We start from the raw sequence: 14,921 nt of genomic DNA on the forward strand, positions 1-14,921 counted from the left end.
GCCGATGATGTGATGCTGCCCGAGCGGCTGGGCACGCAGCTGGCCTACCACCAGGCCCACGCGGAGGTGGACGCCAGCAGCTGCCACTGCCACTACATCGACGAGCAGGGCCGGTATATGGGGGTGCAGCGCTACGGGGGCCTGCGCACGGCGGCGGAAGGGCGGCAGGCGCTGGCGCGAGGCGAGACGGTGCTGGTGGCTTTTACGGGCTTGATGCTCAGCCGGCGGGTGTACGGGCGCAGCGGGGGCCTGCACAACCGCTTCTGGCCCTGCGACGACTTTGAGTTTTGCAACCGCTTACTGGAGCAGGGCTACTCGCTGGTCATTCTGGAGCAAGTGCTAATGTGCTACCGTATACACACTTCGGCGGTTACTACGAGCAAGCCAATGCACGTATTCGATGTGCTGGATTACGCCTCTCATTGCATTAAACAACGGCGAGTGGGGCCGGCAGAAGAGGAGCAAGTTTCCTTCGACGCGTTCATGGCTATGCGGCAGCGCGATGCTTGGTGGGTGAAAGCTGACCGGCGGCGCTACCGCTATGCTGTTATTCTCCACCGGCAGGCTGGTTTTTCTCTGCGTACAAAGAATTACTCCCGATTCGTAGGTGAGCTAACTGCCTCGATGTTTCTGTCGCCCACTTACGGGATTGCGAGTATTCACAAGCAGCTAACTCGTCTTAGTAGCCAATAACATCTACTTTGGCTACTCTCCGTCATCTTGCCGGTTTAAGAATCAAAGGGCATCATTTGATTGCTCGGGCCTAGTGGCACGCCTTATTCGACGCGGATGATGAGTGATGCCCGAACACTTGGGCAAGCCGTTGGCTTACTACCGCGGCCACCCGCTGGTAGGTGCCACCAACCCATTAAAAAAAACAGTCGCTGCCCAACGCAACGACTGTTTTACAATAACTTCCGGCCTAAAACCTTCCGGTTACCCACTGCGCCTATCTCAGTAGGCCCGGGCCTGCCACTCGGTGAGTGAGAGACGCATGTTAGGCAGTTGGGAGCGGAAGGTTTCGTCGTCTTTGTCGCCGAGCTTGATGGCTTTGCGGGCGTAGACGATGGCCGTGCCAAAGTCCTGCTGCTGGGCGAGCAGGCGGGCCTTGATCCAGTTGTTGCTGACCTCGTTTTGCAGGCGAATCGATTCGTTGATCCAGTTCAGGGCCCGCTCGGGTTGGAGGTTGTTCTGCACCAGGTAGTCGGCGGCCTGGGCCAGCAGGTGCCAGTCGCGGGGTTGCTGGTTGAGGGCGCGCTCGATGCTGGAGAGCACCTGCTGGTGCACTTCCACCTCGAAGGGCAGCACAAGCGTGCGTTTTTCCCAGGTCAGGTTGAGGTGGGCCCCGTTGGGCCGCACGTTGGAAAACCAGTAGAGCAGGCTCTCCTGAAACTGGGCTGGCTCGGTTTGGGCCGGCACCCGGATAACGTCGTCCTGGGCATTATAGCCATCAGTACCCCAGTGGGTGGTCACGCGGTTGAGCACCACCTCCCAGTCACGGTCCTGGTGGGGCAGCACGTAGAAGGAGTATTGGCCGGCTGGCACTGCCTGGCCGCGCAGCACAATGGGCGTGGAGAAGCGGATGAGCGTGTTTTCATTGGCCCCGGCCCGCCAGATTTCGTCGTAAGGTACCAGTCCGCCCCACACGCCCCGGCCGCGCACTGAGGGCGAGTGGTATTCGACCGTCACGTCGGTCAGGCCCACGGTTTGGGCTACCACGGCGTGGGGGCTGGCCTGGGGCAGGAGCAGCTCAATGCCGGTGGGCACGCCCGTGGTGGGCGGCGGCAACGGGGCCGCCGCGTCTGTTTGCTGGGCCTGGGCCGTTAGGCCTCCACCGGCCAAGGCTACAATAAATCCGAGACGAAAAGCGAGCGAGCGGGCAATAAGCATAGGGCAAAAGGTAAGGCAGGGGAGCAGCGAGGCATAAAATACCGGCAGCAGCGACGAAGCGGCGGTGGGTACTCCGAAACAATGATGCCAAAACCGGGTTGAACCGGTACTGAAAACGTGAAGATCCGGCATTTAGGGTAAATTTTTCATGAAAAAGTTTTCATCCTAACCGCCGCCGCGTACATTTGCCCCGCTACTCCGCACCCCGTATGCCCTTCTCCGCGCTTTTTTTGAGTTCCCAGTGCCACCCGGCCGCCCCCGTTGCGGGTCGCCTGGCCGGGACCCGCGCGTCCGAGACCCAGCATCATCAGCATCACGGGCACCATTCCTCTTTTTAGAGGAATGAACGCATCATATCGACCCCGTTGGGCGAACCAGATTCGGTTCCCCGGCCCCCGAAACCCGGTGGCCCGGCCGGCTTTTGCTCCCGCCCCAACTCCCGGGTCAGCCCGCCCCGATTTCTGCCCCCAACTCTTCCCGAATTACCAGTTAAGAACCCTGTCAAACGGCCAATTCTCAACTCCTAATTCTCAATTCTTAATTAAAATCACATGCTCCGTCTGGCTATCCAGAAATCCGGCCGCTTAAGCGAAGACTCTCAGAACCTGATCCGGGAATGCGGAATCAGCTTCCTCGCCGCTTCCAACAAGCTCAAAACCGAAGCCACCAACTTCCCCCTCGAAATCCTCTACCTGCGCGACGACGACATCCCCGGCTACGTGCAGGACGGCGTGGCCGACCTGGGCATTGTGGGCCAGAACGTGTTGGTAGAAGCCGGTTTCCCGGCCTTGGAAGTAGAAGGCCTGGGTTTCAGCAAGTGCCGCCTGAGCTTGGCCGTGCCCCGCGCCGCCGCCTACGACTCCATCCAGGATTTGCAGGGCGTGAGCATCGCCACCTCGTATCCCCAGATTCTGGGCAACTACCTGCGCGAAAAAGGGGTGGAGGCGCACCTGCACACCATCAGCGGTTCGGTGGAAATTGCCCCGAGCATCGGGCTGGCCGAGGCTATCTGCGACATCGTGAGCAGCGGCTCGACGCTGCTCGGCAATGGCCTACGCGAAGTGGAAACCGTGTTCCGCTCTGAAGCCGTGCTCATCGCCAACCAGAACCTGAACGCCGAGAAGAAGGAGCTGCTGGAGCAGTTGCAGTTCCGGATGCAGGCCGTGCGCCGTGCTCGCCGCAACAAGTACATCATCCTCAACGCGCCCGTGGCGGCCCTGGATGCCGTTAAGCAGTTGCTGCCGGGCATCAAGTCGCCTACCATTACGCCGCTGGCCGAAGAAGGCTGGGTGAGCGTGCAGTCGGTGGTAAACGAGGACGACTTCTGGCACATCACCAGCCAGCTTAAAGCCGTGGGCGCCGAAGGTATCCTGGTACTGCCGATTGAGAAAATGATCAGCTAACCCAGCTGTTGGCTATTAGCTGAGAGCTGTTAGCTTCCAATTGGAGGCTCTCAGAACGAAAGCTACTAGCTGACAGCTCTCAGCTAACAGCTATGAAATTGATTCAAAACCCCTCTCGGCCGGAATGGGCGGCGCTCCAGCAGCGGGCGGCCCAGCAGCAGGCCCAGGACGTGGAGCAGCGCGTGCAGCAGATTTTTGAGGACGTGCGCCAGCGCGGCGACGCGGCCCTGCTGGACTACGCCCAACAGTTCGACCGTGCCGATCTGGCGGCGGTCGGCGGCCTGCGCGTGAGCCCAGAAGAGCTGGCGGCCGCCGCGGCCCAGGTGCCGGCGGAACTCCAAACGGCCATCCGGCAGGCCCACGCCAATATTCTCCGCTTTCACCAGGCCCAGGTGCCGAAGGAGGAACGCGTGGAAACCATGCCGGGCGTGAGCTGCTGGCGGCGGGCGGTGCCCGTGCAGCGGGTGGGCCTCTACATCCCGGGCGGCACCGCGCCCCTATTCAGCACCCTACTGATGCTGGGCGTGCCGGCCAAGCTGGCCGGCTGCCCCCAAATCGTGCTCTGCACCCCGCCCCAGCCGGACGGCTCGGTGAACCCGATTATCCTGTTCACGGCCCAGCTACTCGGCATCACGACCATCGTGAAGGCCGGCGGGGCCCAAGCCGTGGCCGCGTTGAGTGGCGGAACGGACTCGGTGCCGGCCGTGGACAAGATTTTCGGCCCCGGCAACCGCTACGTGACGGCTGCCAAGCAACTGGCCACCCGCTACGGCGTGGCCATCGATATGCCGGCCGGCCCCTCGGAAGTGCTCGTCATGGCCGACTCGTCGGCCAACCCGGCTTTCGTGGCCGCCGACCTGCTCAGCCAGGCCGAGCACGGCCCCGACTCCCAGGTAATTCTGCTCTCCGACTCCTTATATATGTTGGAGCAGACCAAAGAAGAGGTGGAACGCCAATTGCGTGAGCTGCCCCGGGCCGAAGTTGCCGCCCAGGCCCTCACCGAAAGCCGCGCCATTCTGCTGGCAACCCCGCAGGACATGCTCGACTTCTCGAACGAGTATGCGCCCGAACACCTGATTCTGGCGGTGCACAACCCCGAGCAGCTGGCCGAGGGCGTGACGAATGCCGGTTCGGTATTCCTGGGCCACCTGACCCCGGAGGCCGTCGGCGACTACGCCTCGGGCACCAACCACACGCTGCCCACCAACGGCTACGCCCGCAACTACAGCGGCGTCTCGCTGGATTCGTTCTTCAAGAAAATCACGTTCCAACGCCTGACCCCCGAAGGTCTGCTCAACGTGGGCCCCGTGGTTGAAATCATGGCCGAAGCCGAAGGCCTGCGCGCCCACGCCCGTGCCGTAACTCTTCGTCTGGAGTCGTTGGCCAGCGGCGGGGAGCGGGGTTGAAAATAGGGCGTCATTCAGAGGCACTGCTGAAATAACTCGCGTTCATTCTTTTGACAAGCAAGATTACTTCTATGAAAGCTCACAAAGAGAAGTATATCACCTCGTCGTCTATCGAGGAGTTTTTGCAGGGTCTATTGAATCATCAGACCAGCCGAGAAGAGGCATCTCAATGGGCCTTGAACTCGCGAGAGGGGCTGGAGCGAAGGGCTTTAAAATACTTCCCTGCCTCTGCAGAGTCAAAAATTTGGGATGCTGTTCTCTTTATTGAAGGAATTGATTTGCAGGATGCTCCAGGGTCATATTTACATAATGAGGAAGATATTAGGCTCTTTTTAGACCAATTTTCTGCTTGATGTGTAAATCGTGTCGTTCTGCATAGTCCAATGAAACTTTCTAAATCAACGATTTGTGTTCAACCTTGATAATCTTGTACGGCCCAACCTGCGGGATATGAAGCCCTACTCGTCGGCCCGCGACGAATTCCAGGGCGAGGCCCAGGTGATGCTCGATGCCAACGAGAACAGCTTGGGCAGCGCCGGCCCCGAGCGGTTCAACCGTTACCCTGACCCCCAGCAGCGCGCTGTGAAGGCCGAGCTGGCCCAGCTCAAAGGCGTGAGCCCCGGGCAGATTTTCCTCGGCAACGGCTCCGATGAAGCTATTGACCTGCTGGTGCGCCTGACCTGCGTGCCCGGCCAGGACAGCCTGCTCATTCTGCCGCCCACTTACGGCATGTACGAAGTGGCCGCCAACCTCAATGACGTGCGCGTGGAGCGTATTCAGCTGACGCCCGACTTCCAGCTCTCGCCCGAAATCGTGACTGGGGTGCTGGGTTCGGAGGCCAAGCTGGTGTGGCTCTGCTCGCCCAATAACCCCAGCGGCAACCTGCTGGACCCGACGGCCATCGAGGAAATCCTGCGCGGTTTCCGGGGGCTGGTGGTGGTGGATGAGGCCTACGCCGACTTCGCGCCAACCGCCAGCTGGACCACCCGCCTCGCCGAATTCCTGAACCTGGTGGTGCTGCAGACTTTCTCCAAGGCCTGGGGCCTGGCCGGGCTGCGCCTGGGCATGGCCTTCGCCTCACCGGCAGTTATCGGCTACCTCAACAAAATCAAGCCGCCTTACAACATCTCCGAAGCCACCCAGCAGCACGCGCTGGCCGCCCTGCACGACGCGCCCCGCGCGGAAGAGCTGCGCCGGCAGCTACTGACGGGCCGCGACTGGCTGGCCGAGCGCCTGCCCGCGCTGCCCATCGTAGAGCAGGTGTTCCCCTCGGATGCCAACTTCCTGCTGGTCCGCTTTAAGCCCGACGCCACGGCCCTCTACAATTTCCTGGTAGCCCGGGGCATCATCGTGCGCAACCGCACCACCCAGCCCGGCTGCGCCGGTACGCTCCGCCTCACGGTGGGCACGCCCGCCGAGAACGAACTGCTGCTGCGGGCGCTGGGAGAGTTTGCGGAGTAGTAACACATAATAAGCCCGTCATGCTGAGCATGTGGCGGATTGAGCCAGGGGGCGCAGCCGTAGTCGAAGCATCTCTGCCGCTTAGCCCATTAATCATGCATAATGACCGAAAACCCGGTACTTCGCCGAATAGCTAACTCGGAAAGAGTCATTCAGTACTTCGGTTACTGGCCCGGCTTTCACGATGCAGAAATCAAGAAAGTAACGTTTGAGGCTAATCCTGGCTATTATCCTACGGTTACTTTTCTGATAGCGGCTTTCGAGACTACGCGCGACACAGAAGCGCGGGGCTCTTATCGTCAAATGAAACACTGTGAAATCGAACTTCGGTTTACGGACGTCAAGGAAATAGACTTCGATGGATTCGGACATCAAAACGTCATCCTGGAAATGGAATTTGCTGAACAGGATGCTGACCTAACCTGCACAATTAATGGTTCGGTTGGCGTAGACGCATTTATCGTAGCCCGGGCTGCCGAAGTGATTGGGTTGACAATCACACAATCTAGTATAGCGCCAGCGTAAGCATCACTCTTAACCACACATGAAAAAAGTACTCTTCATTGACCGCGACGGGACTATCCTCATCGAGCCGCCGACGGATTTCCAGGTGGACGCGCTGACGCGGGAAAAATTTCAGTTCGTGCCCGGCGCCATTACCGGCCTGGCGCGCATTGCCCGCGAGCTGGATTACGAGTTGGTGCTGGTGAGCAACCAGGATGGCCTCGGTACCGCGAGCTTCCCGGAGGACACCTTCTGGCCGGCCCATACCATGATGCTCGACGTGCTGCGCTCGGAAGACGTGGAGTTTGCGCGTGAGCACATCGACCGGAGCTTCCCCCACGAGAACCTTCCCACCCGCAAGCCCGGCACCGGCCTGTTGCAGCAGTACCTGGCCGAAGGTGCGTATGACCTCAAGAACTCCTTCGTGCTCGGCGACCGGCTGACGGATGTGGAGCTGGCCGTAAACCTCGGCTGCCAGGCCATCCTGTTGCAGCCGGAAGGGGAGGAGCAGGACGAGCGCGCCGCGCTCACGACCATGAGCTGGGAAAAAATATACCAGTTCCTGCGCCTGCCCGCCCGCACCGCCGTGGTCCAGCGCGACACGAACGAAACCAAAATCAGCATCGAGCTCAACCTCGACGGCAACGGCCGCCCCGCCATGCACACCGGCCTGGGCTTCTTCGACCATATGCTCGACCAGCTCAGCAAGCACTCGGGCGTCGACATGAAGATTACGGTGCAGGGCGACCTACACATAGACGAGCACCACACCATCGAGGACACGGCCATTGCCCTGGGCGAAGCCTTCACCCAGGCCCTCGGCGACAAGCGCGGCCTGGCCCGTTACGGCTTCCTGCTACCTATGGATGACGTGCTGGCCCAAGCTGCCATTGACTTCTCGGGCCGCCCCTGGATTGTGTGGGAAGCGGACTTCAAGCGCGAGCGGGTGGGGGATATGCCCTGCGAAATGTTCTACCATTTCTTCAAGAGCTTCTCCGACGCGGCCCGCTGCAACCTCAACATCAAAGCCGAAGGTCAGAACGAGCACCATAAGATCGAAGCCATTTTTAAGGCCGTTGCTAAAGCCATGAAGATGGCCCTGGTGCGCGACGCCGGCCGCATGGAAATCCCCAGTACGAAGGGTATTTTGTAGTTTATCCATTTGTTTATACAAATGGATAAATCTGGTTCGCTGCGCTGTTTTAGACATGTTAAATGAACTCCCGATGCGCGAATAGGATAAGTAGCTATAAGCTGCTGCCAGCTTGCGTTACAGAGTAAATCAAGTGTCTAATAGCTGACAAGCACTGTGAACTCGCTTAACCATTTGTTCATGCAAAAGAATAAACCAGCTCCTCTTTCTTGATATGTTCAAATGGAAATAGCCATAGTTGATTACAAAGGCGGCAATGTGCAGTCGGTGCTGTTTGCCCTGGAACGGCTGGGCGTTCAGGCCACGCTCACGGCCGACCACGACGTGCTGCGCCGGGCCGACAAGGTCCTGTTCCCGGGCGAGGGCGAGGCGGCTTCCGCCATGAAGGAGCTACGGGTTCAGGGACTGGATGAGCTACTGCCCACGCTCACCCAACCCTTCCTTGGCATCTGTCTTGGCATGCAACTGCTGGGCCGCCACAGCCAGGAAGGCGGAGCGTTAGGTACCGATATGCTGGGAATTCTGCCCTTCGATGTAGTGCGCTTCCAGGCGGCCGCGCCGGAGCATAAGGTGCCGCACATGGGCTGGAACAATTTGCAGGCTTTGCGCGGTCCGCTGTTCGAGGGCCTAAGCGCTGAAGACTACGTGTATTTCGTGCACAGCTACTACGCGCCGGTGGGCAGCTACACCATTGCCGAGGCCGCCTACCCCGCGCCCTTCAGCGCCGCCGTGCAGCACGAAAACTTCTACGCCGTGCAGTTTCACACCGAAAAGAGCGGCCCCGTCGGCACCCGCATTCTGGAAAACTTTCTCAAGCTGTAAACTGGTAACATCAGCCCGTCATGCTGAGTGAAGGCGCAGCCGCAGTCGAAGCATCTCTACCGCTTCGTTGCAAAGTCACTTGTTAGTCAGAGGTAGAGATGCTTCGACTGCGGCTGCGCCCCCTGGCTCAATCCGCCACAGGCTCAGCATGACGAGCCTTTATCACCAGCTATTAGCACCAAGCTCCAAACCAAATGAATATCATTCCTGCCATTGACCTCATTAACGGCCAGTGCGTGCGCCTGACGGAGGGCGACTTTGCCCAGCAGACCACCTACGATTCCGACCCGCTGGCCGTGGCCCAGCGCTTTGAAGCCGCCGGCGTCAAGCGCCTGCATCTCGTCGACCTCGACGGGGCCCGGGCCAAGCAGCCCGTGAACCTGCACGTACTCGAGCGCATCGCCCGCCACACCAGCCTGCACATCGATTTCGGGGGCGGGCTGCAAAGCGAGGAAGCCGTGCGCCAGGCCTTCGACGCCGGGGCCCGGCAGATTACGGCCGGCAGCATTGCCGTGCGCGAACCCGAAACCGTAACCGGCTGGCTGCGCACCTTCGGGGCCGAGCGCATCATCATCGGGGCCGATTACCGCGACAACTACATTTCCATCAACGCCTGGGCCGAGCAGAGTGAGCGGACCCTGCGCGAGTTCGTGGAGTTCTACCTCGCCACCGGGGCCACCACCTTCATCTGCACCGACGTGAGCAAGGACGGCAAGCTCCAGGGCCCATCGCTGGCCACCTACACCGAACTGCGCCAGCAGCTGCCCGCCGCCGAGCTGATTGCCAGCGGTGGGGTAACCACCATTGCCGACGTGAAAGCCCTGGCCGCCATCGGTATGCACGGCGCCATCATCGGCAAGGCCATCTACGAAGGTACCATCACGCTGGAGCAGCTGCAACCCTGGCTGTAGGCGTTGCCGAATGGTTCTTCTGTCATCCTGAGCGAGCGAAAGACCTTATTATGTCGGAGGGATACTTATCAACGGTGTCGTGCCTACCTGATAAGGTCTTCGCTCCGCTCAGGATGACAGTTTACTCTGACCACTTATATGCTAACCAAACGAATCATTCCCTGCCTCGACGTGAAGGATGGGCGCACCGTGAAGGGCGTCCGCTTTGAGGGGCTGCGCGACGCCGGCGACCCGGTGGCGCTGGCTTCCCGCTATGCCCGCGAAGGGGCCGACGAGCTGGTGTTTCTCGACATCACGGCTACCAACCAGAAGCGCGCGACGCTCGTGGCCCTGGTGCGCGACGTGGCCCGGGAGCTGGACATTCCATTTACCGTGGGCGGCGGCATCGGCACCGTGTCCGACGTGGAAGCGCTGCTGATGAACGGGGCCGACAAGGTGAGCATCAACTCGGCCGCTTTGGCGCGGCCGGAGCTGATTGACGAGCTGGCCGCCCGCTTCGGCTCCCAGTGCATTGTGGTGGCCGCCGATGCCCGTTTCAACGACGCCGATGGCTGGCAGGTGTACACCCGCGCCGGCACCAACAACACCGGCCGCGACGCCGTGCAGTGGTGCCGCGAAGCCGCCGAGCGGGGCGCGGGCGAAATCCTGCTGACTTCCATGAGCAACGACGGCACCAAGGATGGCTTCGCCCTCGATATTACCGGGGCCGTTAGCCGGGCCGTGAGCATTCCGGTTATTGCCTCGGGCGGGGCCGGCTCCAAGCAGGACTTCACCAACGTCTTCCAACAAGCCCAGGCCGATGCCGGCCTCGCCGCCAGCATCTTCCACTTCGGCGAAATCGGTATCCGTGAGCTAAAAGAACACCTGCGCCGGGACGGTATTCCGATGCGCCTGTAGCGGCTGGTTTTTGGTGGGTGGTTTTTGGTTTTTGGCTTCTCTGAATAGATAAATCAGGAGGACAAAACAGTGAGAACGACTGCCAAAAACCAAAAACCACCCACCAAAAACCAATACCAAATGGACTTTGCCAAAATGCCCGATGGGCTGATTCCCGTGATTGTGCAGGATGCCGCTACGGGCCAGGTGCTCATGCTGGGCTACCAGAACGAGGAAGCGCAGCGCGTGACCCGCGAAACGGGCCGCGTCACGTTCTTTTCCCGCTCCAAGCAGCGCCTCTGGACCAAAGGCGAAATCTCTGGCAACTACCTGACCGTGGTGAGCGAGCACGAAGACTGCGACCAGGACGCGCTGCTCATTCGCGCCATCCCCGACGGCCCGACTTGCCACCGCGGCACCACCAGCTGCTTCGAACAACCCGACCAGACGGCTTATCCGGCCCCGGCCGTGAGCTTCATCGCGGAGCTGGAGCGCCTGGTGCAACGCCGCCACCAGTTTCCCGACGAGGACCCCAACTCCTACACTGCCTCGCTGTTCCGCAAGGGCATGCCCAAAATCGCCCAGAAAGTGGGGGAGGAGGCCGTAGAAACGGTCATCGACGCCGTGGGTGGCAACGTGGAGGGCCTCAAGGGCGAAGCCGCCGACCTGTTGTACCATTTGTTGGTCCTGCTGACGGCCTCGGGTTTGTCGCTGGAAGATGTGGTGGAAGTGCTGCGGGCGCGGCACAGTACCATTTCGGGCGGGGTACGGCGGCCGGAGTAGCCTAACGCAGTCGGTAAGTGACTTGGATAGCGGAAGCTTTGTCTTTTGCTGCGTTCCGCAACTTGGATCAGAGAAAGCGTTATGGCGACTAAAACAAACTGCCCCGGCCGGTATGGTCGGGGCAGTTTGCTGTATCTAGGAAGTAGCCTGGAAAAGAGGTTGTTGGCTTGAGGACTTGGCAGTAGGTCTGCTGCGGGATCTGTGTAAGGGCTTATTCCACTACCAACCGGCGGGTCAAGATGCCGTCGGTGGAGCTCAGGCGCAGCACGTACACACCCCGGGGCAGGTCGGCGACGGAGAGCGTGGCGGCAGGAGCAGCCAGCTCGGCGCGGCGTACTACCCGGCCGAGCGCATCGAGCAAGGTGGCGTTGAGCGTCTGGGACGAGGCGTTCGACTGGCGCACTGTCACTACGTCGCGAGCCGGATTAGGGTAAATATCCACCCCGGCCAGGCGGGCAGTGGCAGTGCTGAGCACGGTGCCCGTCTGGTTGAGCAACACATGCACCGTGTTGTCGCCCTCGCAGCCGATGACGACGTCCAACTTAAAGTCGCCGTTCACGTCGGCGAACTGCATGGTGACCGGGTTGCGGCCCACCGCGTAACTGACGGGCGTACGGTAACGGGTTATGCCCGGCTCAGAGGTATGCTCGAATACGTGGAGCTGACCATCAGCCGTAAGCACGAGCATTTCCGGCCGGCGGTCGTCGTTGAGGTCCTGGAGCATCACCTGGCGCGGGGCGGCCGAGAGCGGGTACGAGACGGTGGTGCCGAACTCGCCGGTGCGTGAGTTAAGGAAGAGCGTTATCTCGTTGCTGCCTTCGTGGGCTAGTGCAATGTCGGGCAGGAAATCGCCGCTTACATCGGCAGCGGCCACCTGCACCGGCCGGCTACCCAGGCTGGGTAGCACGTCGGCCCGCTGGTTGTTGGCCCATTCGGGGTAGCGGTCGGCGCGGGAACTAGCGATAACGACCGTAAACTGGTTGTTGTCTGGGTTGGTGACGACTAGGTCTTCTACCCCGTCGCGGTTGAAATCGGCCAGGGCAAAGTTGGAGGGACGGTAGGCGGGAGTTCGGAAGCGGGAAAACTCATACCCTGGCTGGATGCGGATTTCCGGCAGTAGCCGCTGGCGATAGATGCCAGCATTGATGGTATACCCGGTCGGGTCGATTGAGTAGATAAAGTCGATCCAGCCGTCGCTGTTGAGGTCGCGGGCTTGTAGTTGCGGGTTGACCAGCCCTTCTACCTGACCGAAGTAGTTGTTATCGACCGGGCCGTTACCCGGCGGAATGGGGGTAAACTGGCCGCTGCCGTCGTTCTTGTTGGTGAGCAGGGTATAGAGGTTGCTGGGGCCGCTGATAGCTACCAGATCAATGTACGCGCGCTGGGACGCATTGCCCAGTGGCACGGCTACCAGACCTGAGGGTGCCTGCCCCGCATCATAGGTGCCCGCGGGCTGGCTGGGGAAAGTACCATTGGAGCCTTGCAGGTAGACGCCGATGGAGTTGAGCCCGCGCTGGCAGACGGCCACATCGGGGCGTCGGTCCTGGTTGTAATCGGCGATGGCCAGGGCGCTGGGGGCGGCCCCGGCCGGCAGGGTGATGACAGTGCTGGCGGCGAGCCGCACGTGCGGCGTGGGCTGGGCGAAAGCCGTGGCGGTAGTGGCCATCAGGCCAATAAGGGGTAATAGTTTAGGCATAAAGATGTTGTTAATATGGTTTTGAGGGATGAAGATATACAAAGAGTTTGGGGGTTGGACTAACTTCCGATCAAACCTGCTAGAATAATCAAAAATTTGACTTATTCTGATAAATAACAGTAACGAATGATTTATGCATTCTATCATTTTTTATTGTTGACTCAAAACCATAACTGTTATGATGTAACTAGCGGGAATCATTTGCTATGTGTTAAAAAGGTAATAATAGTTTTATTTCTGAACGCTTAACTCAAAATTTCTGGCGATAAAATAGTGATTTATCCTTCTTGTAGCTTATCAACTATGATGCGGGTGATCATCATGAAATATGGTGAGTGCATACCCCTTCTGCATTCCTTCCGTACCTTGCCGGCCCTTTTAGCTGTTGATTCTATGCCCGCTGCCAACGCCGCTTACCTCGCCACCCAAAGCCTAACGGTGCTCGTGCCCGTGTATAACGAAGAAGAAAGCCTGGGGCAGTTCGTGGTGGAGATGGATAAGTTTCTGGCCCAGACGCCGGTGGCCACCACGGTGCTCTTCGTCAACGACGGCTCGACCGACGGCTCGCTGGTTATTCTGCGGGCGGTGTGCGGGCAGAAACCGGCCTACGAGTTCATCAGCCTCAAAGAAAACCGGGGCCTGAGCACAGCCGTCAAAGCCGGCATCGACCACGCCCGCACCACGCTCATCGGCTACATCGACTCCGATATCCAAACCACGCCGCTCGATTTCCTGACCTTTTTTGAGTTTCTGCCCGCCTTCGATATGGTGAACGGCATCCGGGCCAAGCGCCAGGATACGCTGGTCAAAAAGCTCTCCTCCAAAATTGCCAACGGGGTGCGGCGCACGCTCATCAACGACGGCATCCAGGATACGGGCTGCCCGCTGAAAATCATCAAAACTGAGCATGCCCGCCGTATTCCGTTGTTTCACGGCATGCACCGCTTCCTGGGGGCGCTGGTGCAGCTTCAGGGTGGTAAAGTCAAGCAGCTGCCGGTGCGCCACTTCCCGCGCTTCGCCGGTACGGCCAAGTACAACCTCTGGAACCGGGCCTGGAAGCCGCTGGTCGACACGTTCGGCTTCCGCTGGATTCGCAGCCGCTGGAAGAACTACGACATCAGCGAGCAGCAGGGCGGCCATGCGCCGGCCGCAGCGCCGGCAGCGGAGTAGGTAGGTGAGTGAAGTAGACGAAACAGGTAGACGACGACGAAAAAACGGTGCTGATAGCCATGAAAACGCTTTTGGGTACGGCCAATGTGGCGCTGGTTATCGGGTTGTTGTCGCAGCTGCTGTTTTCGAGTCGCATCGTGCTGCAATGGATTCAGAGCGAGCGGGCCAAGCGGGTGCTCGTGCCCACGCTGTTCTGGCAAATCAGCCTGGTATCGTCGTTTCTGATGATTGTTTACGGCATTCTGCGCCACGACCCCGTTATCCTCGGGGCCCAGCTCATCAGTTACGCCATCTACATTCGCAACCTGCAACTGCTGCGCGAGTGGGACAAGCTCAGTCCCTGGTTCCGGGCGGCCGCTTACGCCTTGCCAGTAGCCATGCTGGGTTGGTTTGTGGCCGGCAACCGCCATTTCAGTCTGCGGGCCATGTTGGGCACCGAAATTCCGGGCGGCCTGCTGCTGCTCGGGGCGGTGGGCCAGGCCATTTTTCTGCTCCGTTTCGTGTACCAATGGATTTACTCCGAGCGGAAGGGTGAATCGAGCCTGCCGCTGAGCTTCTGGATTATCAGCCTGGTGGGGTCGTTGCTGATTCTGGCCTACGCCGTTATGCGCCGGGATGCCGTGCTCATCATTGGCAACGTCTTCGGTACGGTCGTGTACGCCCGCAACATGGTGCTGCTGCGGCGGGAGCTGCGCGGGGTGCCGGCCGTGGCCCTGCCTCAAGTCAACAGCGAGTCGAATATCAACTCCTGACAATCGCCCGAACGCGCAGCATATTATCGACCTAAAAAAGGATGGTTCCCGACTCAATGAGCCGGGAACCATCCTTTTTTAGGTTCAGCCTACA

General features: G+C 60.0%; 15 protein-coding genes. 13 read left to right on the forward strand and 2 right to left on the reverse strand.

From position 1 onward, the window contains the following. Positions 1-693 (forward strand): glycosyltransferase family 2 protein (locus tag CDA63_RS05685; protein ID WP_133074285.1); only part of this gene is annotated, 693 nt, incomplete at its 5' end. A gap of 261 nt (positions 694-954) precedes the next feature. Here CDA63_RS05685 and CDA63_RS05690 read toward each other — a convergent pair. After that, positions 955-1,890: a DUF2911 domain-containing protein gene (locus CDA63_RS05690; RefSeq protein ID WP_165768205.1), complete on the reverse strand. Its 936-nt coding sequence runs from the start codon at positions 1,888-1,890 to the stop codon at positions 955-957. 551 nt (positions 1,891-2,441) lie between these two features. Here CDA63_RS05690 and hisG point away from each other — a divergent pair. The 10 genes from hisG to hisIE all read left to right on the forward strand — a co-directional run bounded on the left by hisG (position 2,442) and on the right by hisIE (position 11,209). Then, the gene (hisG, locus tag CDA63_RS05695; protein WP_088463490.1) at positions 2,442-3,293 is read left to right on the forward strand and encodes an ATP phosphoribosyltransferase; all 852 of its coding nucleotides are present in this window, start codon (positions 2,442-2,444) and stop codon (positions 3,291-3,293) included. Positions 3,294-3,385: 92 nt separating this feature from the next. Continuing rightward, positions 3,386-4,699, forward strand: coding sequence for a histidinol dehydrogenase (gene hisD, locus CDA63_RS05700; RefSeq protein WP_088463491.1), 1,314 nt, complete (start codon positions 3,386-3,388; stop codon positions 4,697-4,699). A gap of 71 nt (positions 4,700-4,770) precedes the next feature. Continuing rightward, positions 4,771-5,052 carry a hypothetical protein gene (locus CDA63_RS05705; protein ID WP_088463492.1) on the forward strand — a complete coding sequence of 94 codons (282 nt, stop codon included), beginning with the start codon at positions 4,771-4,773 and terminating at the stop codon, positions 5,050-5,052. Positions 5,053-5,107: 55 nt separating this feature from the next. Beyond that, positions 5,108-6,160, forward strand: coding sequence for a histidinol-phosphate transaminase (gene hisC, locus CDA63_RS05710; RefSeq protein ID WP_088463493.1), 1,053 nt, complete (start codon positions 5,108-5,110; stop codon positions 6,158-6,160). 102 nt (positions 6,161-6,262) lie between these two features. After that, a complete protein-coding gene (locus CDA63_RS05715) occupies positions 6,263-6,685 on the forward strand; it encodes an Imm50 family immunity protein (protein ID WP_088463494.1) in 423 nt (140 codons plus the stop codon). A gap of 19 nt (positions 6,686-6,704) precedes the next feature. Continuing rightward, on the forward strand, positions 6,705-7,817 hold the full coding sequence (gene hisB, locus CDA63_RS05720) for a bifunctional histidinol-phosphatase/imidazoleglycerol-phosphate dehydratase HisB (RefSeq protein WP_088463495.1): 1,113 nt from the start codon (positions 6,705-6,707) through the stop codon (positions 7,815-7,817). A 222-nt stretch (positions 7,818-8,039) separates the two neighbouring features. Then, positions 8,040-8,639: an imidazole glycerol phosphate synthase subunit HisH gene (gene hisH, locus CDA63_RS05725; protein ID WP_088463496.1), complete on the forward strand. Its 600-nt coding sequence runs from the start codon at positions 8,040-8,042 to the stop codon at positions 8,637-8,639. Between the two features lie 194 nt (positions 8,640-8,833). After that, entirely contained in the window at positions 8,834-9,550 is a 717-nt protein-coding gene (gene hisA, locus CDA63_RS05730) for a 1-(5-phosphoribosyl)-5-[(5-phosphoribosylamino)methylideneamino]imidazole-4-carboxamide isomerase (protein WP_088463497.1), read from the forward strand. Positions 9,551-9,688: 138 nt separating this feature from the next. Beyond that, positions 9,689-10,447: an imidazole glycerol phosphate synthase subunit HisF gene (hisF, locus tag CDA63_RS05735; RefSeq protein ID WP_088463498.1), complete on the forward strand. Its 759-nt coding sequence runs from the start codon at positions 9,689-9,691 to the stop codon at positions 10,445-10,447. A gap of 120 nt (positions 10,448-10,567) precedes the next feature. Further along, positions 10,568-11,209 carry a bifunctional phosphoribosyl-AMP cyclohydrolase/phosphoribosyl-ATP diphosphatase HisIE gene (gene hisIE / locus CDA63_RS05740; protein WP_088463499.1) on the forward strand — a complete coding sequence of 214 codons (642 nt, stop codon included), beginning with the start codon at positions 10,568-10,570 and terminating at the stop codon, positions 11,207-11,209. 211 nt (positions 11,210-11,420) lie between these two features. Here the strand turns inward: hisIE and CDA63_RS05745 are convergent, their stop codons facing one another. Further along, the gene (locus tag CDA63_RS05745; RefSeq protein WP_165768206.1) at positions 11,421-12,905 is read right to left on the reverse strand and encodes a T9SS type A sorting domain-containing protein; all 1,485 of its coding nucleotides are present in this window, start codon (positions 12,903-12,905) and stop codon (positions 11,421-11,423) included. Between the two features lie 393 nt (positions 12,906-13,298). Between CDA63_RS05745 and CDA63_RS05750 the strand changes: the two genes are divergently transcribed. Both CDA63_RS05750 and CDA63_RS05755 read left to right on the forward strand, forming a co-directional pair. Next, positions 13,299-14,075 carry a glycosyltransferase family 2 protein gene (locus tag CDA63_RS05750; protein WP_088463501.1) on the forward strand — a complete coding sequence of 259 codons (777 nt, stop codon included), beginning with the start codon at positions 13,299-13,301 and terminating at the stop codon, positions 14,073-14,075. 59 nt (positions 14,076-14,134) lie between these two features. Beyond that, entirely contained in the window at positions 14,135-14,827 is a 693-nt protein-coding gene (locus CDA63_RS05755; protein ID WP_242434561.1) for a lipid-A-disaccharide synthase N-terminal domain-containing protein, read from the forward strand. Positions 14,828-14,921 lie beyond the last annotated feature (94 nt).

The sequence above is a fragment of the Hymenobacter amundsenii genome (genome assembly GCF_002204745.1).
GTDB classification, from domain to species: Bacteria; Bacteroidota; Bacteroidia; order Cytophagales; family Hymenobacteraceae; genus Hymenobacter; species Hymenobacter amundsenii.